Here is a 16199-nt window from a genome sequence, read left to right as displayed (position 1 = left end):
CCGTCACTCCGCGCGGAGCGGCCCCTCGGCCTGCGCCTCGTCGAACCCGGCACGGTACCCCTCGTCGTACGCCTCCTCGGCGCCCTGGCGGAACAGGTCGCGATCCGCCGGCCGGACGATCGAGCGTGCGCCCGGCAGGTCGAGGTCGCCGACGAGGTGGCCGAGGCCGCGGACGATCGCCACCGGCACGCCGGCGGACTTGCCCTTCACGAGCTCGGCCGCGCCGGCCAGTTCGTCGGCCACGCACGGCATGGTGACCGCGAGCGGCTTGCCCGAGGCATCCGCCTGCCCCCGCAGGTCGTCGAAGACGTGCACGCCGGCGGCGCCGATCGCGATGTCGGTCTGGCCCTCCCGCCACGGCCGGCCGAGCGTGTCGGAGAGCAGCACGCCGACGCGGGCGCCCGTGAGCGAGCGGATGCCGGTGGCCAGCGCCCGGGCGGACGCGTCCGGGTCGACGGGGAGGAGCAGCACGGTGCCCTCCGGCGCGTTGGACGCGTCGACGCCCGCCGCGGCGCCGATGATGCCGAGCCGGTTCTCGACGATGCGGGTCGTGAACTCGCCCGTCTGCCGCGTCGCGACGACGCGGACGGTCTCGTCGGTGATGGCCTGCTCGCGGTCGTCGGCGTGCACGATCCGCCCCTCGGCCTTGGACACGATCTTCGACGTCACGACGAGGATGTCGCCGTCGCCGAGCGGCTCGTCGATCGCGCCGACGATGAGCGCCGCCAGGTCGACGCCGACGCCGATCTCCGGCAGTCCCTCGACACCCTCGATGCTGTACCTCACGCCCCGCCCTTCCGCTCGGTCCCCATCACATCTTGGCAGCAGCCCCGGCCGCTGTCAGACTTCGGTCAAGGCGTGCGGGGGCGCGCCAGGGGGAGGGTCGGATGTCTCAGGTCGTCGCCGCACCCGCGAAGCGGCCGGTGATCGTGTGGGACCTGGTGCTCACCATCGTGCTGCTCGTCGTCATGGCCGGCCTCGCGTTCGTGCTGCTGTTCTTCTCATTCTTCCTCGCGTTCGCGGGCGACTCGTGCGGGGCCTCGTCGACCTGCGACTACGACCGCATGGGCACCGGCATGCTGCTCGCGATGATCCTGCCGATCATCGTGGCGGTGATCGCGCTCGTCGCCGCCGTCGTCGTGCTCGTCCTCAAGCGGATCGCCTTCTGGATCCCGCTCGTCGGGATGGCGTTGATGGTCGGCGCGTTCGCGCTCGGCGCGGCCGTGACCGCATCCGGCGTGATGCCGACGTAGCATCCGGCCATGGCAGCTGACGCGCGGGCGGGGTCGGAGGCGGAGCGATCGGTCTCGGCGGAGGAACGCCACGAGACCGAGGCCGAACGCCAGGACCGGAAGTTCAACGACATCCTCCAGGAGCTCCGCGTCGTCATGACGGGCACGCAGCTCATCACCGGGTTCCTGCTCGCCGTCGCGTTCCAGCCGAAGTTCGCCGAGCTCGAGGCGCAGGAGGTCGTGCTCTACCTGGCCCTCGTCATCCTCGCGACCACCGCGACGATGCTCGGGCTCGCCCCGGTGATCCTGCACCGGCAGCTCAGCGGCAAGAAGCAGAAGGACCGGGTCGTGCGGATCGCGAACACCCTGCTGCTCACCCTGCTCGTCGTCGTGTCGCTCGTCGCCGCCGGCGTCGCGATGCTCATCTTCGACGTCACCGTGAACCGCCAGGCCGGGTACCTCGCGGGCGGCGTGGCGCTGCTCCTGCTGCTGGCGTTCTGGACGGTCGTGCCGCGCATCGGCAGGCGCGAGCCGCGCCGACGCTGACGCCGACCGGGCGTCCCATCGCGACCCCGGGAGGCCGGGTCGGCGGACCGTCCGGGAGGGTCGGCGGGCGACCCTAGGCTGGAATCCATGCGCATCGCCACCTGGAACGTCAACTCGATCCGCACCCGATACGGCCGCGTGGTCGACTGGATGGTGCGCGAGGACGTCGACGTGCTCGCGATGCAGGAGATCAAGTGCAAGCCCGAGCAGTTCCCGCACGACGCGTTCGAGCAGGCCGGGTACGACCTCGCGCTCCACGGGCTGAACCAGTGGAACGGCGTCGCGATCGCGAGTCGCCTCCCGATCGCCGACGTCGAGACGGAGTTCCCCGGCATGCCGGGCTTCCTCAAGGGCCACGAGGGTCCCGACCTGCCGAAGGAGGCGCGGGCGATCGGTGCGACGATCGACGGCATCCGCCTCTGGAGCCTCTACGTGCCGAACGGCCGCTCCCTGGGCGACCCGCACTACACGTACAAGCTGGATTGGCTCGCCGCCCTGACCGAGCTCGCCCGCACGGAGACGACCGCGCACCCCGAGCGTCCGTTCGCGCTCATGGGCGACTTCAACATCGCCCCGCTCGACGAGGACAACGGCGACCCGACGGTCATCGAGGGCGTGACGACGCACGTGTCGCCGCCCGAGCGGGCGGCGTTCCGTGCGCTCGAGGACGCCGGCATGACCGACGTCGTCCGGCCGATCGTCCCCACCGGGTACACGTACTGGGACTACAAGCAGCTCCGCTTCCCGCGCAACGAGGGCCTGCGGATCGACTTCGTGCTGGGGTCCACGGCGTTCGCCGACCAGGTGACGGATGCCTCGATCCACCGCAACGAGCGCAAGGGCGACGCGCCGAGCGACCACGTGCCCGTGCTCGTGGAGCTCGCCGGCGAGGAGTCGGCCGACGACGACGACCTGCCGATGATCTTCGGTTGAGCCTCACGGCCGGACCGGACGACCGCCCGTCCGCAACCCCGATCGGACATCCAGCGCGAGGGGTTACCCTTCGTGGGATGGACTCCCCCACGGAACAGGTCGCGAACGCGGCGACCGACCCGGTCCTCGGCTCGACCCTCGCCGACCGGTACCGCGTCGACGGCCTCATCGGGCGCGGCGGCATGGCCGCCGTGTACCGCGCCGACGACCTCGCCCTCGGCCGCCGCGTGGCCGTCAAGGTCTTCACGGCCTCGACGGAGGGCCTCGACGACGCCGACCGCCGCCGCTCCGAGACGGCCCTCCTGGCCAGTCTCACCCACCCCGCCCTCGTCACGCTCTTCGACGCCGCGAAGGACCCGGCGACCCGCCGTGAGTTCCTCGTGATGGAGCTCGTGGAGGGCGAGGACCTTCGCAAGGTGCTCGAGCGAGGCCCGGTCTCCCGTCGCGACGCGGCCCGGATGCTCGCGGACCTCGCGGAGGGGCTGCACGTGATCCACTCGCGGGGCATCATCCACCGCGACGTCAAGCCGGCCAACGTGCTGCTCGCGCCCGCTCACCTGCCCACGCGACGCTGGAACGCCAAGCTGGCGGACTTCGGCATCGCGCGCCTGCTCGACGAGTCGCGGCTGACGGCGACGGGGCGGATCATCGGCACACCCGGCTACCTCAGCCCCGAGCAGGTGCGCGGCGAGCCGGTCGGCAGCAGTGCCGACGTGTACGCGCTCGGCCTGCTCGTGCTCGAGTCCCTCACCGGCGTCCAGCCGTTCCCCGGCCCAGCGCTGGAGTCGGCGAGCGCGCGTCTCGTACGGGACCCCGTCATCCCGGCGGAGCTCCCGGCCGACTGGCGCGAGCTCCTGGCCGCGATGACCGCGCGCGACGCCGGCGAGCGGCCCAGCGCGCTCGACGTGGCGCTCGCCACGGAGTCGCTCGCGATCGACGGCGACGACGCGTCGGACGCGGGCGACGATCCGACCGTGGCCATGACGCGTGCACCCGCCACGGAGGACGACACGCGCATCCTTCCCGCCACCGGCGTGATGCCATCGGGGCCCTCGGCCGCGAGCGCGCCGTCGTCGTCGTCGGCGTCCGCAGACGACGGCACCGCAGCGACCCGGATCCTGACCGGCGTCGCCCCGCACGCGCCGTCGCCGGCGGCCGGCTCCGACCGCCGCACAGAGGGCAGGCGGCTGCCCAGGCGCGTCGTCGTCGCGATCGCCGCGGCCCTCGTGCTCATCGGAGCGGTCGTGGTCGTCCCCGTCGCGGTCGGCGCCCTCGCGAGCGGGGGCACTGCGACCGAGCCCACGCAGGCCCCGATGCCGAGCGTGGAGGGCGACCTCGGCACGCACCTCGACCAGTTGGAGGAGGCGGTGTCACCGTGACCGTCCGTCTGCACCGCGCGGTGGCCGCGACATCCGCCGCCATCGCCCTCACCCTCGGCATCGCCGGCTGCGCGTCGGGGCAGGATCCCTCGAACGACGTGACGGGCCTGCGAGCGCAGGTGGTCTCGATCGCCGAGTCCTCGTCGGCGGGCGACTTCGCCGACGCGCTCGCCCGCCTCGACGCCCTGCAGGCCGAGGTCGACGCGGCCGAGGCCGACGGCGACCTCGACGCCGACCGCGCGGCGGGCATCACCGAGGCGATCTCGCTCGTGCGCGCCGACCTCGAGGCGGCGATCGCCGCGGCGTCGCCGAGCCCGTCGCCGACGCCGACCGAGACGGCCGACGAGGAGGACGACGACTCCGCCGACGACCCCGGGAACAGCGGCTCCGGCAACTCCGACGACAAGCCCGGCAAGGGCAAGGGCCGCGACAAGGGGAAGGGCGACGACTGACGGGTCGACTCAGCTGCGCCCGGTGAAGCGCTCCATCGAACGGTAGACGCCGAACCCGCCGCCGACCACGCGGTCGAACACGCGGGTGGGGAGCACGGCCCGCAGCGCCCGTGAGAGCCGCACGCTCGCCGGCAGCTCGACCAGCGGACTCCCGGCGAGCATCGCCCGCCATACCCGATCGACGACGAACTCCGGCTCGAGCACGGGCGCGAGGATCGGGCCGCGCGCGCCCGCGAACATGCCCGTCGCGATGTACGAGGGCGTGACGGTGGTCACGGTCACGTGCCGATGGCCCGCCTGCTCGAGTTCGAGCCGCAGCGAGTCGCTCCAGCCGTTCAGCGCGGCCTTCGACGCCGCGTAGACGGCCATGCGCGGATTCGCGAGCGTGCCGGCGGCGCTGCCGACGTTGACGATGCGCGCCGGTCGACCACGCGCGATCATCGCGGGCAGGAACTCGCGGGTGACGTACATCGGCGCAAGGGCGTTGACGAGCATCGTCGGCCGCACGTCCTCGCCGCTGTCGGTCTCCCAGAAGTAGGCGTTGCCCCGCACGATGCCGGCGTTGTTCACGAGCACGTCGGGCGTGCCGAGTTCGCGCCGGACCTTGTGCGCCGCCTTGGCGATGGCGCCCGACTCGGCGACGTCGACCACGTACGACCGCACGCGCGTGCGACCCCGGGCCTGTCGCCCGAGCTCGTCCGCGGTGCGCGCCAGCGGGGCGGCGGCGCGGTCCCAGAGCACGACGGATGCCGCGCCCTCCGCGACGGCCCGCTCGGCGTACATGCGCCCCATCCCGCCTGCCGCACCGGTGATCAGGATGCTCGCGCCACGAACGGTTCTCGCCATGGGGGACATTCTCGCAAGCGGCGCGCGTTCATCGCATCGCGCGATACCGCGCCCGCTGGGCGGGCTCGAGGTGCTCGGTCGCGGATGACGCGGCGCGCGCCGGGTCGGCGAGGGCGCGGAGCGCCGCACGCACCTCCGCGGCCGTCGGCTCGGTCCCCTCGGTCATGGCGACATGATCGCAGGCCCGACCGGCTCTGCGGCGCGGGGTTCCGCAGGTTGCGGCGAGCGGGCAGACTGCCGCCATGGACGAACCCGAGGTGCGCCTGCGACCGATGTCCGATGCCGAGGTCGCCGACTGGCTGCCGACCGCCATGGCGCAGTACGAGCAGGCACGCCTGGAGGCCGGCGACTCGGCCGAGCAGGCCGCGGCCGGTCGGCGTGCCTCGGAGCAGCGGTTCTTCCCCGACGGCCGACCGGTCGAGGGGCAGCTGCTGCACACGATCCGGCTCGGCGACGAGGAGGCCGGGTGGCTCTGGCTCGGCCCGTGGGACGAGCACGGCGAGCTGTGGTGGGTCTGGGACCTCGAGGTGCACCCGTCGTTCCGGCGTCGAGGCGTCGCCCGCCGGGCCATGCTCGCGGGTGAGGAGATCGCCCGGGAGCACGGGGCGTCGCGGCTCATGCTGAACGTGTTCGGCGGCAACGAGGGCGCGATCGCGCTGTACCGCGACCTCGGGTACCACGTCGCGTCGATGCACATGGCGAAGCCGCTCTGAGCCGCCGAGGCGGGCGGGCCGGCACGCCGACCGCACGCCCGCCCCCGACGCCGTGTGACGCCGCGCGTCGCGCGGTGTTACGCCGTGCTTCACGGGCCCGGCGGCGGAGAGCGCGTTCCGGTTAGCGTCGAGCATCCGCCGACCCGACCAGGAGCACGAGATGACCACCGCACCCACCGCACCCGCCGGACCCGCGTCCGCCGGAGACGCGACCGCCGCACCCGCGGCGCCCGTCGCGCTGCGCGGTGTCGGCCGCGCCTTCACCGCCCCGGACGGCGGCACGCGCGACGTGCTCCGCGGCATCGACCTCGACGTCGCCGCGGGCGAGATCGTCGCGATCCTCGGTCCGAGCGGATGCGGCAAGTCGACGCTCCTGCGGATCGTCGCGGGCCTCGACCACCCGACGTCGGGCGAGGTCGCGATCGACGAGGCGCCAGTCCGCCCGTTCGACGTGCGCTGCGCGGTCGGCTTCCAGGAACCGCGACTGCTGCCGTGGCGGAGCATCGAGAAGAACGTCGCGCTCGGGCTGCCCCGCGGCACGGCCCGTCGCGACGGGCGGGCGCAGGTCGCACGCCTGCTCGAGCTCGTCGGCCTCGCCGAGTTCGCAGGGCACCGCCCGCACGAGGTCTCGGGCGGCATGGCGCAGCGCGCATCGCTCGCCCGCGCGCTCGCGCGCAACCCCGAGGTGCTCCTGCTCGACGAGCCGTTCGGCGCGCTCGACGCGCTGACGCGCCTCAAGATGCAGGACCTCCTGCTCGACGTGCATGCGGCCGAGCCGACCACCGTGCTGCTCGTCACGCACGACGTCGACGAGGCGCTCCAGTTGGCCGACCGGATCGTGCTGCTCGGCACCGACGGCGACGAGCCGGGAGCCGACATCCGCCAGACCGTCGTCGTGCCGGGCCACCGCCCGCGCGACCGCGGTTCGGCCCAGCTCGCCGAACTCCGCGGGCGCCTGCTCGACGGCCTCGGCATCGACCGGCACGGTGCCGCACGCGGCATCCAGGCCACCACGACCATCCCGCACTACCCGTACTGACCGGCGACGACGGCCAGACCACAGCACCGCCGTCGACGCCCGACCCACCCCCACCGAGAAGGAGCCCCCGTGTCCCGCACCACCGTCTTCCGCACCGCGCTCGTCGCGGGCGCCGCCGCGACCGCCCTGCTGCTGTCCGGCTGCGTCGCCGGCGAGAACCAGTCCGCCGAGGCCGTCGCCGAGGGCGACTCGCTCGAGGGCCAGGCGCTGAACATCGACTTCGCGACCTACAACCCGCTGAGCCTCATCATCAAGGACCAGGGCTGGCTCGAGGCCGAGGGCCTCGAGGTCACCTGGGTCCAGTCGGCCGGCTCGAACAAGGCCAACGAGGCGCTCCGCGCCGGCGCGATCGACGTCGGCTCGACGGCCGGCTCGGCGGCGCTCCTCGCCCGCGCCAACGGCTCGCCCATCAAGACCATCGACATCTACTCGCAGCCCGAGTGGTCGGCGATCGTGGCCGGACCCGACAGCGAGATCGACGAGGTGTCCGACCTGAAGGGCAAGACGGTCGCCGCGACCAAGGGCACCGACCCGTACTTCTTCCTCCTGCAGACGCTCGAGGCCGAGGGCCTCTCGCCCGACGACATCACGGTCGAGAACCTGCAGCACGCCGACGGCTGGGCCGCGCTGCAGAACGGCGCCGTCGACGCGTGGGCCGGACTCGACCCGATCATGGCCGGTGCCGAGGTGGCAGGCGCGACGCTGATCTACCGCAACGTCGACTTCAACAGCTACGGGTTCCTCAACGCGACCGAATCGTTCCTCGAGGAGAAGCCCGCGCTCGCGCAGCTCGTCATCGACGCGTACGAGCAGGCGCGCGCCTGGGCGGCCGAGAACCCCGAGGAGACCGCGGCCATCCTCGCCGAGGTCGCGGGCCTCGACGAGTCCATCGCCTCGAAGGTGATCCTCGAGCGATCGAACCTCGACGTCGACCCGGTCCCCGGCGACGCGCAGGTCGCGCTGCTCGAGAAGATCGGCCCGGTGTTCGTCGAGCTCGGCGACGTGGCCGCGCAGGACCAGGTCGACGAGGCGCTCGCGACCCTCATCGACGACTCGTTCGTCACGCAGGCGGACCCCGAGCGGTTCGCGAAGTAGTCGAGGAGCAGACCATGACGACGGATGCCGCGAAGACGACGGACACGGAACGCTCGGGCCTGCCCGACGGCTCGGTCGGGTCGGCCTTCGCGGCACCCGTCGCGGTCGGCGGTCGTCCCGTGGCCGCGGCGGATGTCACCGGCCCGGCCGGTGTCGACGCACGACCCGCCCGCGGCGAGGAGCGGCGCGACGCCGCATCCGCTGACCGCCGCCCGGCGCGCCCGGCGCGCCCGGGTCGTCCGGGCCGGGGCGATGCCGGCGACCGGCGACCGCTCAGTTCGCGCCGCTGGCTCCGGGTGCTCGGCGGCGCGCTGATCCCGCTCGCGCTGCTCGCGACGTGGCAGGTCGTCTCGACCTCGGGCGCGGTCCCCGTGTCGCAGCTGCCGAGCCCGGAGATGGTGTGGCTCGCCGCGATCGACCTCGCCGAGCGCGGCCTGCTCGGCCTCTACGTCGCGATCTCGACCCAGCGCGTGTTCATCGGCTTCGCGTTCGGCGCGCTGTTCGGCCTGCTCGCGGGTGCCGTCGTGGGACTCTCGCGACTCGGCGACGTGCTGTTCTCCCCGACGCTCGGCGCGGTGCGCGCGGTGCCGTCCCTCGCCTGGGTGCCGCTGCTGATCCTGTGGTTCGGCATCGGCGAGGACTCGAAGGTCATCCTCATCTCGATCGGCGCGTTCTTCCCCGTCTACACGATCGTCGCGGCGTCCCTCCGGCACGTCGACAAGCGCCTCCTCGAGGCCGGGCGCGCCTTCGGCCTCCGTGGAGCGACCCTCTTCGCGACCGTGCAGCTTCCCGCAGTGGTGCCCTCGGTGATCGCGGCGCTGCGCCTCGCGCTCGCCCAGGCCTGGCTCTTCCTCGTCGCCGCGGAGCTCATCGCCTCGTCGATGGGGCTCGGCTTCCTCCTCAGCGACTCCGGCAACACGGGCCGCATCGACCGGATCTTCCTGGCGATCATCCTGCTCGCGGTGCTCGGCAAGCTGAGCGACGCACTCGTCGGTCTGCTCGAGCGCTGGGCGGTGCGCCGCTGGGCCTGAGCCGGGCACGCAGCGACCCCGCCCGGCGGCTCAGTCGGCCAGCGGAACCGCCTCGACACGGCCGCCGGGCCCGACGAGCACGAGCACCCGTGCGGCGGTGACGTCCTCGAGCGCGGCGACCACGGCCGCGGCGTCCGGCCCCGTGGGCACCGCGTCGGCCTCGGTCCCGGCCTCGGTTCCGGTCCCGGTCCCGGCCTCGGCCTCGGTCCCGGCCCCGGTTTCGGCCTCGGTCCCGGTCCCGGTCTCGGCTCCGAGGTCGATGCGCCCTGCGACACGACGCCACACGTCCACGCGGGCGCCCGTCGCCGCCGCGATCGCGCGCTCCGCGGCATCCGTGTCGCCCGAGGCGACCAGCACGACGCGCCCGATGCGGCGGGCGGGCGAGACTCCGGCCTGCGACATCATCGCGCGGTCCCGTCGCCAGACGGCGAAGTGGTAGGCGAACACGAGCGCGGTGGCCACGAGCAGCCCGAGTGGCGCCCGGATCCGGTCGACCAGGGCGAAGCCCGTGCCCGGGTCGAGCACGAACTCGAACACGCGGTAGCCGAGCACGAGCAGCGTGATGATCGCCACCACGGCGCTCGCCCCGAAGACGGCGACGAGGTAGACCCGCCTCCCGACCTCGACGGCCTCGGCCGGGTCGGGTCGGCGCGTCGGACGCCAGTTGATCCACCAGATCGGCCCGCCGACCACGATCGCGCTCAGGCCGCCGAGCAGCAGGGCCCGGTTGCCCGACGCGGCGAGCGGGCTGCTCAGCTCCGCGAGGAGTGCGTTGACGACGACGCCGATGCCCGACGCGGCGCCGATGAGCCCGATCCCCGACATCACGAGCACGGCGGCACGGCGCGTGCGGTCGGAGTGGGCGGCGGCGATGCGCGAGTGCAGGAGCCACACGAGCGCGCCCACCGACGCCGCAGCGATCGCCGCGCCCAGCGGGATGAGGATGGCGCTCGCGGGCTCGCTCGGGTCGAAGGCGAGCCGGAGGCCCACGAAGACGACCGTGCCGATGCCGCCGAGCATCGCCGCGCCGCCGCCCAGGACGCCGACGACCACGAGCGCGACCGCGGCGAACCCCGTCGGAACGCGCCGGACGCCGTCGCGGACCCAGTGCCACCACCACACGGCGAGGCCGACCGCCGCCCAGACGAGCGAGTCCATCGCCGCCTGCGCCCAGGAGTCCCGGCCGACGAGCACCGTCTCGGAGGCGCCGAGGATCGCGGCGTCGAACACCGCGGCGAGCGCCGCGAACGCTCCGCTCGCGCCGACCACCAGGCCGTAGGCCGCGCCGATCACGAGCGGCACCGTCGACAGGCGCGTCGGCCCCTTCCCCGGATGCCGCAGCATCCATCGATGCCACAGCCAGACCAGCGCCCACACCACGCCGGTCGCGAGGCCGGCCGGGTCCGGACGACCGTCGATGAGGCTCGTGATGCCACCGGCGATCGACGTCGTCGCCACGATCAGCGAGACCGTCGACATCGCGGCGAGGTAGAGCGGCCAGGCGATCGATCCGCGCTCGTCGGGCTCGCCGAGACGTCGCCAGGCGCCCCACCACAGGAGGGCCGCCAACGGGCCCGCGATGAGCGCGAACGCGAGCTGGAGTGCGAGTTCGTCGGCACCGCCGCCGGCGAGGGTGCGGTCGACGTCCAACGCCCGGTCGAGCAGGCCGCCGACGCCCACGGCGGCGATGATGACCAGCACGAAGAGCAGGACGAAGACGATGAGTCGACGCACCGCGCCCTGCGCCGAACCGGTCGACGTCGCGCTCATCCCCGCACCACCGTCGGATCGCAGATCGTGAGCGGCCATGGCGTCGATTCGATGCGCCACTCGCCGTCGACGCGCACGAGGTCGAACACCCCGCGTTCCTCGTACTCCGATGAGCCGAAGGGTCCGTCGCCGTAGGTCGCGACGACGAGCACGTCGACGTCGGCGGTGTCGTCCCGTTCGGTCGTGTCGACCAGCGTCACGCGGATGCCCGCCGGTTCGGCACTCGGCATCCTGACGCACTCGTCGGCGAGCTCCGGCACGAGGAACTCCATGGCGGCGGCCTCGTCGCCGTCGATGACGGCGGCCGAGTACTGCTGGACGACGCCCTCGGGGGTGGTCGCATCGAGCTGCTCGGGTTCTCCACGCGTGAACACGACGACGAGCGCGATCACGACGAGCGCCCCCAGCACCGCGAGGATGACGACGAGCGCGCGGTCCGGTCTCGGGCGTTGGGCCTCCATGCTCGTATCTTGGCGCGGCCCCTCGCCGACCACCGGACCGAAGGTCACCCGGCATCGGCGTGTCGTCGCGGACCCCGCCGAACGGGCGGTCGCGGGTCTCCCGCGACCGCCCGCCGTCGGCGGGCGCGGCCGAGGGCCGTGGTTCGAGCGGTCGACGCCCGTCCGTCTAGTCGGCCGCGGCCATCGCGTCGGCGAGGCTCGCGAGCCGCTGCCCCTGAATGTGGGCGGCGCTGGATGCTCCGCCGAGCGCCGCCGCGTAGGCGGCGAGGCGATCGCCCTGGGCGACCGCGGCGTCGCCGCCGGCCGCCGCTGCGCGCAACGCGGCCGAGTCGGCCCTCGCCCGGTCGTCCCCGACCGTCGCCTGCGAGGCGCAGGCCCCGAGTGCGCCGAGCACGCCCGCTGCGAGTGCGACGGCGACGATGTGCTTCCGGATCTCCATGATGGCCCCCCATTCATCGGACTCGAACAGGGCGAACGTACGATCGGCGTGCGCGCGCCGCATCGGGAGGCGACCCTCAGATCCGGGGGCCCGACCCCTCAAGTTCCCCGAGGCCGGCTCGGCCTCGTCGTGCACCGCCGGGACGCGTCAGCGCGGGCCGTGGCTCACGAGCGCGCCGGGCCCGGGCAGCGCGCCGTCGAACTGGTCCTCGACGCTGGCCGTCGCGAACCCCCTCGACCTCAGCCGCTCGACGATCGACGGCACGGCCTCGATCGTGTCCTCATGGGTGTCGTGCATGAGGACGATGCTGCCGGGCACGGCGCCGCCCGCGGCCCGGTCGACCACGACGTCGACGCCCGGGTCCTGCCAGTCGCGGGTGTCGATGTCCCAGACCACGAAGGGCAGCGGGACGAGCGCCCGGACGCGTCGGTCCGACGCGCCGTACGGCGGTCGGATGCTCGTCGCTCGGACGCCGGTGGCGTTCGAGATCGCGTCCTGCGCGCGTCGCACCTCGTCGCGCACCTGGGCGTCCGTCAGCTTCGTCAGGTCGGGATGCGCCCACGTGTGGTTCGCGATCTCGTGGCCGGCGGCCACCGTGCGCGCCGCGGTCCCGGGATCGCGTGCCACCGACGCGCCCTGGACGTAGAACGTGGCGGCGGCGCGTTGCCGATCGAGGATGTCGAGCAGGGCCGGGGTCAGCGAGCTCGGTCCGTCGTCGAACGTCAGGGAGACGCACGCCAGGAGCGTGCAGTCCACCGGGTCGTCGCCGCTCGGCGCCGACGGCGGCTCGTACGGGTCGCCGGAGACCGCGGCGGATCGGACGATCGCTCCGGCCTCCGAGAGGAAGGGATCGAGCAGGCGCCACGGCACGTGCACCGAGGTCGGGCTCGCGCGATCCACGCCCGGCACGTCGAGCGTGATGACGACACCGGTCGCTCCGGCCGCCGAGTCGACGAGCAGGGTCCGGGCATCCTCCCCCGCCGCCCCGGCGAACGGGTCCTCGCCGGGGCCGATCCGGGACGCCGACCGGAGCGCCTCGGACACCAGCGCGAGCACCCGGGCGGCGGAGCCGTCGGCGTACAGCCCGGCGCCGTCGTGGGGCGCTCCGCCTGGGCCGTCCGCGTACCACACCTCGCGGGCGACCTCGGTCGGGGCGTCGGCCTGCACCCTGACGATCACCAGTCGCTCGCCGACGACGGTGCCGGATGCCACGACGATCGAGCAGTCGACGGAGAGCCTCGTGCGGCTCACGGCGTACGCGCTGCCCCCGGCGCACGGAGCGCTCGCGCCCCCGGCGACGAGGTCCACGCCGGGCGACCAGGCGGCGCCGTGCGCGGCGGCGACGTCGCGGAGCGCGCCCGCGACCCGCGACGTCAGCGTGTCGCCCAGCCCGGTCGATCCCGGCGGCACCGCCCATCGCGCGTTCGCGGCGAAGGCGTCGGTGCGCATCGCGGCGAGGCGCGGGACGAGTGCGGCGATGCGGTCGCCGCCGAGCGCCATGGGACCGGCGACCACGAGGGGGCCCGGCTGCGCCTCCGGCGGCGCCGTCTCCGGAGGGGGTGGATCGGACGGCTCGGCGGTCGCCGTCGCCGGATCGCCCGGGAGCGGTGACGTCACCGCCGGATCGCACGCGCTGAGTCCGATGCCGAGCACGATCGCGACGGCGAACGCGGTCCGCGTCCGTCGGCGTCGCATCCTCGCCGCCCCCATGCGTTCAGGCTACGCGCGCGACGGCGCGCCGCGACGGTGCCCGGCCGACCGCGCCGCCGACGAGGACGGGCGCGGCGGTCGATCCGACCTGCCGCGCCCGTCAGTGGTGCGCGTGCGATCCGACCTCATCGGCCGCTCCCGAGCGGCGAGAGGTCGTCGTCGGTCCCGACTCCCCCGGAGCCGGATTCGCGCATCGCCTCGGCCTGGGCTGCGAGTCGCTGGCCCTGCATGTCCGCGCTGGTGGTCGAGGACGATCGCATGGCCTCCGCGTACTCCGAGAGCCGCGTGCCCTGCATCTCCGCGCTGGGGGTGGCCGTCGCCCGGGAGTGCAACTCGCGACGCGCATCGGCCGTGAACGGGGCGACCGCGCTCGGCGCGACGACCGAGTGCAACTCGCGACGCGCCTCGGCGCCGAACTCCTGCACCTGCCCGAGGCCCTCGAAGACCGAGGAGATCGATCCGCTCGCCGCCGGCGAGAGGTCGTCGCGGACGATGACGTGTCCACGGGCGAGGCCCACGGCCGACGGGACGCGGTCCTCGCGGACCGGACCGCCCCACGCGGCGGTCGCGGTCGCGCCGCCGATCAGCATCACGAGCGACCCGGTGAGGAACACCTTCGTCGCGGTCCGTGTGTTCATTGCTCCATTCCTTCCATCGGTCGGGATACGGCCGAAGCTACGACGCACCCGGATGGCCCGGATCCGTGCTCCCCCGCGGAACGGGCACCGGTTTTCCCGAGGTTTCCTCAGTGTTTGCGCACGGTCACCTCAGTGCCCGCACATCCCGCACCGGCTCCGTATGGAGTCGCGGACGATCGATCGACTCGCAGGAACCGCGCGCAGATCCCGCTATCGACGCAACATTCCCGCGCCGGGCCGCAATCAATCGCGGAGCCCGCGAACGTAGCCTTGGATTGCGCGCGGATCCGCCGCGCCGTCAGATGCCGCCTGCGTGCGGCCCGACCCATGAGGAACGGAGGTTTCCGATGTCACAGAGCACCATTGAGACGATCGTTGGCGAACCCGAGGTCCTCGAGGACGAGGCCCGCATCGAGATCACGGCCGAGCTCATCGCGCTGGCCGACGGCGTCGAGTCCGACCCCGCCTGGATCCGCCTCAAGGAGTCGGCGACGACGCTGCAGGGGCTGCAGGTGAAGGATGGCTCCGTCCCCGAGGAGTCCGCTCGGCCCGAGGCATCCGCGCTCGTCGACGCGATCGTCGAGTCCATCGCCGCGCTCGCGCCGCGCTTCCCGCACGAGGCCTCCTACCTCGAGGCGCTGCAGGGCGACTTCCGCCGGTGGCAGGCCGAGGGACTCGGCGTCCCCGACTTCCTCGACTCGCTCGTCGAGTTCCAGCCGCAGCTGCACCGCGTCGACGGCATCCGCCACCTCGTGGTGTTCCCGATGTACACCCAGAACGGCTCGTCCGACCGGCACGTCGAGGCGCTCGTCGTCGAGACGATCTGGCCCGAGTTCATCGCGCACCTCGAGGCCGGCGACTACGGCAACAAGCTCTTCGTGAGCCTGCGCCTGGTCGACTTCACTCCCGGGTACGACACGAACTCGGCCGTGCTGTTCCCCGAGACGGTCGCGATGCGCGAGATCCCGCCGTTCACGTGGGGCGCGATCTTCCAGGACCGCGAGGCCGCCCGGTACCGCCGGGTCGTGCGCGCGGCATCCGAGATCACCAAGCTCGAGCTGCCGGATGACGCGGCGAGCCTGCTCGACGACCAGGACCTCGCCGAGCGCACGTTCGTGATGTGGGACATCATCCACGACCGTACGCACATGCGCGGCGACCTGCCGTTCGACCCGTTCATGATCAAGCAGCGCATGCCGTTCTTCCTCTACTCGCTGGAGGAACTGCGCTGCGACCTGACCGCGTTCCGCGAGTCGGTCAAGATCGAGCGCGGGCTCCGGGCGCGGGTGGCGGAGGGCGAGGAGCTCGACGGGATCGATACGCAGCTGCTGGAGCATTCGAAGCTCGTGCAGTACGCGGTGATCTTCGACCGGATCTTCCGGTTCGCCATCACCGGCTCGCGCGTGCGCAACTACGACGGGCTCGGCGGCCAGCTGCTGTTCGCGTGGCTGCACCAGAAGCACGTGCTGGACTGGACCGACGTGAAGCTCACGTTCGACTGGGACGCCGTGCCCGACGCCGTCGTCGAGCTCGGCGACGCGATCGACGAGCTCTACTGGAAGTCGATCGACCGGCCGAAGACCGCGCACTGGCTCGCCGCGTACGAGCTCGTCCGCGGGGTCCTCACCCCGAACCCGGCATCGGCGTGGGCCGAGGGCCTCCCCCGCGAGGTGCTCGCGGGCCCGCCCAAGGGCTACACCGACCTGGTGATGGACGACGAGTTCCCGCTCTCGATGTTCTTCGAGGCGCTCGACAGGAAGATGAAGCCCGTCATCGAGTCGACGGTGGGCATCACCGCCGCCGACGCCTGACGCCGGACCGCCTCGCCCCGTGAGGCACCCACGAGTCACCCCGGACGACCACCCGAGGCAGCAGCCGAGTCGTCCGGGGTGACTCGCGCATGAGAGGATCCCGT

At 73.3% G+C, this 16199-nt stretch carries 17 protein-coding genes and 1 pseudogene; 10 read left to right on the top strand and 8 right to left on the bottom strand.

Annotated elements, in window-relative coordinates; genetic code table 11:
* Window positions 1-3: 3 nt before the first annotated feature.
* Window positions 4-786, bottom strand: coding sequence for a coenzyme F420-0:L-glutamate ligase (gene cofE, locus ABME02_RS06940; protein ID WP_353814544.1), 783 nt, complete (start codon window positions 784-786; stop codon window positions 4-6).
* Between cofE and ABME02_RS06935 the strand changes: the two are divergent.
* The 5 genes and pseudogenes from ABME02_RS06935 to ABME02_RS06915 all read left to right on the top strand — a co-directional run.
* A pseudogene (locus tag ABME02_RS06935) lies at window positions 780-1253 on the top strand (hypothetical protein); the annotation flags it as partial. The gene cofE and the pseudogene ABME02_RS06935 sit on opposite strands and share 7 nt — an antisense overlap.
* A gap of 9 nt (window positions 1254-1262) precedes the next feature.
* A complete protein-coding gene (locus ABME02_RS06930) occupies window positions 1263-1778 on the top strand; it encodes a DUF6328 family protein (protein WP_353814543.1) in 516 nt (171 codons plus the stop codon).
* An 87-nt stretch (window positions 1779-1865) separates the two neighbouring features.
* Window positions 1866-2711 (top strand): exodeoxyribonuclease III, encoded by an 846-nt coding sequence (locus tag ABME02_RS06925; protein ID WP_353814542.1) that lies wholly within the window; start codon window positions 1866-1868, stop codon window positions 2709-2711.
* A 77-nt stretch (window positions 2712-2788) separates the two neighbouring features.
* A complete protein-coding gene (locus ABME02_RS06920) occupies window positions 2789-4090 on the top strand; it encodes a serine/threonine-protein kinase (protein WP_353814541.1) in 1302 nt (433 codons plus the stop codon).
* Window positions 4087-4542 carry a hypothetical protein gene (locus ABME02_RS06915; protein WP_353814540.1) on the top strand — a complete coding sequence of 152 codons (456 nt, stop codon included), beginning with the start codon at window positions 4087-4089 and terminating at the stop codon, window positions 4540-4542. Before ABME02_RS06920 ends, ABME02_RS06915 begins: the two co-directional genes overlap by 4 nt.
* 9 nt (window positions 4543-4551) lie before the next feature.
* Here the strand turns inward: ABME02_RS06915 and ABME02_RS06910 are convergent, their stop codons facing one another.
* Both ABME02_RS06910 and ABME02_RS06905 read right to left on the bottom strand, forming a co-directional pair.
* Window positions 4552-5388 (bottom strand): SDR family NAD(P)-dependent oxidoreductase, encoded by an 837-nt coding sequence (locus ABME02_RS06910; protein ID WP_353814539.1) that lies wholly within the window; start codon window positions 5386-5388, stop codon window positions 4552-4554.
* A 28-nt stretch (window positions 5389-5416) separates the two neighbouring features.
* The gene (locus tag ABME02_RS06905) at window positions 5417-5554 is read right to left on the bottom strand and encodes a hypothetical protein (protein WP_353814538.1); all 138 of its coding nucleotides are present in this window, start codon (window positions 5552-5554) and stop codon (window positions 5417-5419) included.
* 76 nt (window positions 5555-5630) lie between these two features.
* Here ABME02_RS06905 and ABME02_RS06900 point away from each other — a divergent pair, with 76 nt between their 5' ends.
* The 4 genes from ABME02_RS06900 to ABME02_RS06885 all read left to right on the top strand — a co-directional run bounded on the left by ABME02_RS06900 (window position 5631) and on the right by ABME02_RS06885 (window position 9266).
* Window positions 5631-6101, top strand: a complete 471-nt coding sequence (locus ABME02_RS06900) for a GNAT family N-acetyltransferase (RefSeq protein ID WP_353814537.1) — start codon at window positions 5631-5633, stop codon at window positions 6099-6101.
* Between the two features lie 160 nt (window positions 6102-6261).
* On the top strand, window positions 6262-7140 hold the full coding sequence (locus ABME02_RS06895; protein WP_353814535.1) for an ABC transporter ATP-binding protein: 879 nt from the start codon (window positions 6262-6264) through the stop codon (window positions 7138-7140).
* 69 nt (window positions 7141-7209) lie between these two features.
* Entirely contained in the window at window positions 7210-8235 is a 1026-nt protein-coding gene (locus ABME02_RS06890) for an aliphatic sulfonate ABC transporter substrate-binding protein (protein WP_353814534.1), read from the top strand.
* 14 nt (window positions 8236-8249) lie between these two features.
* Window positions 8250-9266, top strand: coding sequence for an ABC transporter permease (locus ABME02_RS06885; RefSeq protein WP_353814533.1), 1017 nt, complete (start codon window positions 8250-8252; stop codon window positions 9264-9266).
* A gap of 30 nt (window positions 9267-9296) precedes the next feature.
* Here ABME02_RS06885 and ABME02_RS06880 read toward each other — a convergent pair whose 3' ends face one another.
* The 5 genes from ABME02_RS06880 to ABME02_RS06860 all read right to left on the bottom strand — a co-directional run bounded on the left by ABME02_RS06880 (window position 9297) and on the right by ABME02_RS06860 (window position 14284).
* Window positions 9297-11075: a DUF5671 domain-containing protein gene (locus ABME02_RS06880; RefSeq protein ID WP_353814532.1), complete on the bottom strand. Its 1779-nt coding sequence runs from the start codon at window positions 11073-11075 to the stop codon at window positions 9297-9299.
* Window positions 11033-11497 (bottom strand): LpqB family beta-propeller domain-containing protein, encoded by a 465-nt coding sequence (locus ABME02_RS06875; protein WP_353814531.1) that lies wholly within the window; start codon window positions 11495-11497, stop codon window positions 11033-11035. The genes ABME02_RS06880 and ABME02_RS06875 overlap by 43 nt, the downstream gene beginning before the upstream one ends.
* 166 nt (window positions 11498-11663) lie before the next feature.
* Window positions 11664-11936 carry a hypothetical protein gene (locus ABME02_RS06870; RefSeq protein ID WP_353814530.1) on the bottom strand — a complete coding sequence of 91 codons (273 nt, stop codon included), beginning with the start codon at window positions 11934-11936 and terminating at the stop codon, window positions 11664-11666.
* Window positions 11937-12083: 147 nt separating this feature from the next.
* A complete protein-coding gene (locus tag ABME02_RS06865; RefSeq protein WP_353814529.1) occupies window positions 12084-13646 on the bottom strand; it encodes a polysaccharide deacetylase family protein in 1563 nt (520 codons plus the stop codon).
* Window positions 13647-13771: 125 nt separating this feature from the next.
* Window positions 13772-14284 carry a hypothetical protein gene (locus ABME02_RS06860; protein WP_353814528.1) on the bottom strand — a complete coding sequence of 171 codons (513 nt, stop codon included), beginning with the start codon at window positions 14282-14284 and terminating at the stop codon, window positions 13772-13774.
* A 347-nt stretch (window positions 14285-14631) separates the two neighbouring features.
* On the opposite strand from ABME02_RS06860, the gene ABME02_RS06855 reads away from it, so the two are divergent.
* Complete coding sequence (locus tag ABME02_RS06855; protein ID WP_353814527.1) at window positions 14632-16095, top strand: DUF6421 family protein; 1464 nt, start codon at window positions 14632-14634, stop codon at window positions 16093-16095.
* Window positions 16096-16199: the final 104 nt, after the last annotated feature.

The organism is Agromyces zhanjiangensis (assembly GCF_040496055.1).
In the GTDB taxonomy this organism is placed as follows: domain Bacteria; phylum Actinomycetota; class Actinomycetes; order Actinomycetales; family Microbacteriaceae; genus Agromyces; species Agromyces zhanjiangensis.
The sequence above is the reverse complement of the archived record's forward strand: the minus strand, read 5'-3'. Positions and strand labels throughout refer to the sequence as shown.

What these genes read in the sequence shown, in the direction of transcription:
- ABME02_RS06930 (WP_353814543.1), top strand. Translation starts at nt 1,263, where the DNA reads ATGGCAGCTGACGCGCGGGCGGGGTCGGAGGCGGAGCGATCGGTCTCG.
- ABME02_RS06855 (WP_353814527.1), top strand. Translation starts at nt 14,632, where the DNA reads ATGTCACAGAGCACCATTGAGACGATCGTTGGCGAACCCGAGGTCCTC.
- ABME02_RS06920 (WP_353814541.1), top strand. Translation starts at nt 2,789, where the DNA reads ATGGACTCCCCCACGGAACAGGTCGCGAACGCGGCGACCGACCCGGTC.
- ABME02_RS06860 (WP_353814528.1), bottom strand. Translation starts at nt 14,284, where the DNA reads ATGAACACACGGACCGCGACGAAGGTGTTCCTCACCGGGTCGCTCGTG.
- ABME02_RS06885 (WP_353814533.1), top strand. Translation starts at nt 8,250, where the DNA reads ATGACGACGGATGCCGCGAAGACGACGGACACGGAACGCTCGGGCCTG.
- ABME02_RS06895 (WP_353814535.1), top strand. Translation starts at nt 6,262, where the DNA reads ATGACCACCGCACCCACCGCACCCGCCGGACCCGCGTCCGCCGGAGAC.
- ABME02_RS06910 (WP_353814539.1), bottom strand. Translation starts at nt 5,388, where the DNA reads ATGGCGAGAACCGTTCGTGGCGCGAGCATCCTGATCACCGGTGCGGCA.
- ABME02_RS06865 (WP_353814529.1), bottom strand. Translation starts at nt 13,646, where the DNA reads ATGGGGGCGGCGAGGATGCGACGCCGACGGACGCGGACCGCGTTCGCC.
- ABME02_RS06905 (WP_353814538.1), bottom strand. Translation starts at nt 5,554, where the DNA reads ATGACCGAGGGGACCGAGCCGACGGCCGCGGAGGTGCGTGCGGCGCTC.
- ABME02_RS06880 (WP_353814532.1), bottom strand. Translation starts at nt 11,075, where the DNA reads ATGGCCGCTCACGATCTGCGATCCGACGGTGGTGCGGGGATGAGCGCG.
- ABME02_RS06875 (WP_353814531.1), bottom strand. Translation starts at nt 11,497, where the DNA reads ATGGAGGCCCAACGCCCGAGACCGGACCGCGCGCTCGTCGTCATCCTC.
- ABME02_RS06925 (WP_353814542.1), top strand. Translation starts at nt 1,866, where the DNA reads ATGCGCATCGCCACCTGGAACGTCAACTCGATCCGCACCCGATACGGC.
- ABME02_RS06870 (WP_353814530.1), bottom strand. Translation starts at nt 11,936, where the DNA reads ATGGAGATCCGGAAGCACATCGTCGCCGTCGCACTCGCAGCGGGCGTG.
- ABME02_RS06900 (WP_353814537.1), top strand. Translation starts at nt 5,631, where the DNA reads ATGGACGAACCCGAGGTGCGCCTGCGACCGATGTCCGATGCCGAGGTC.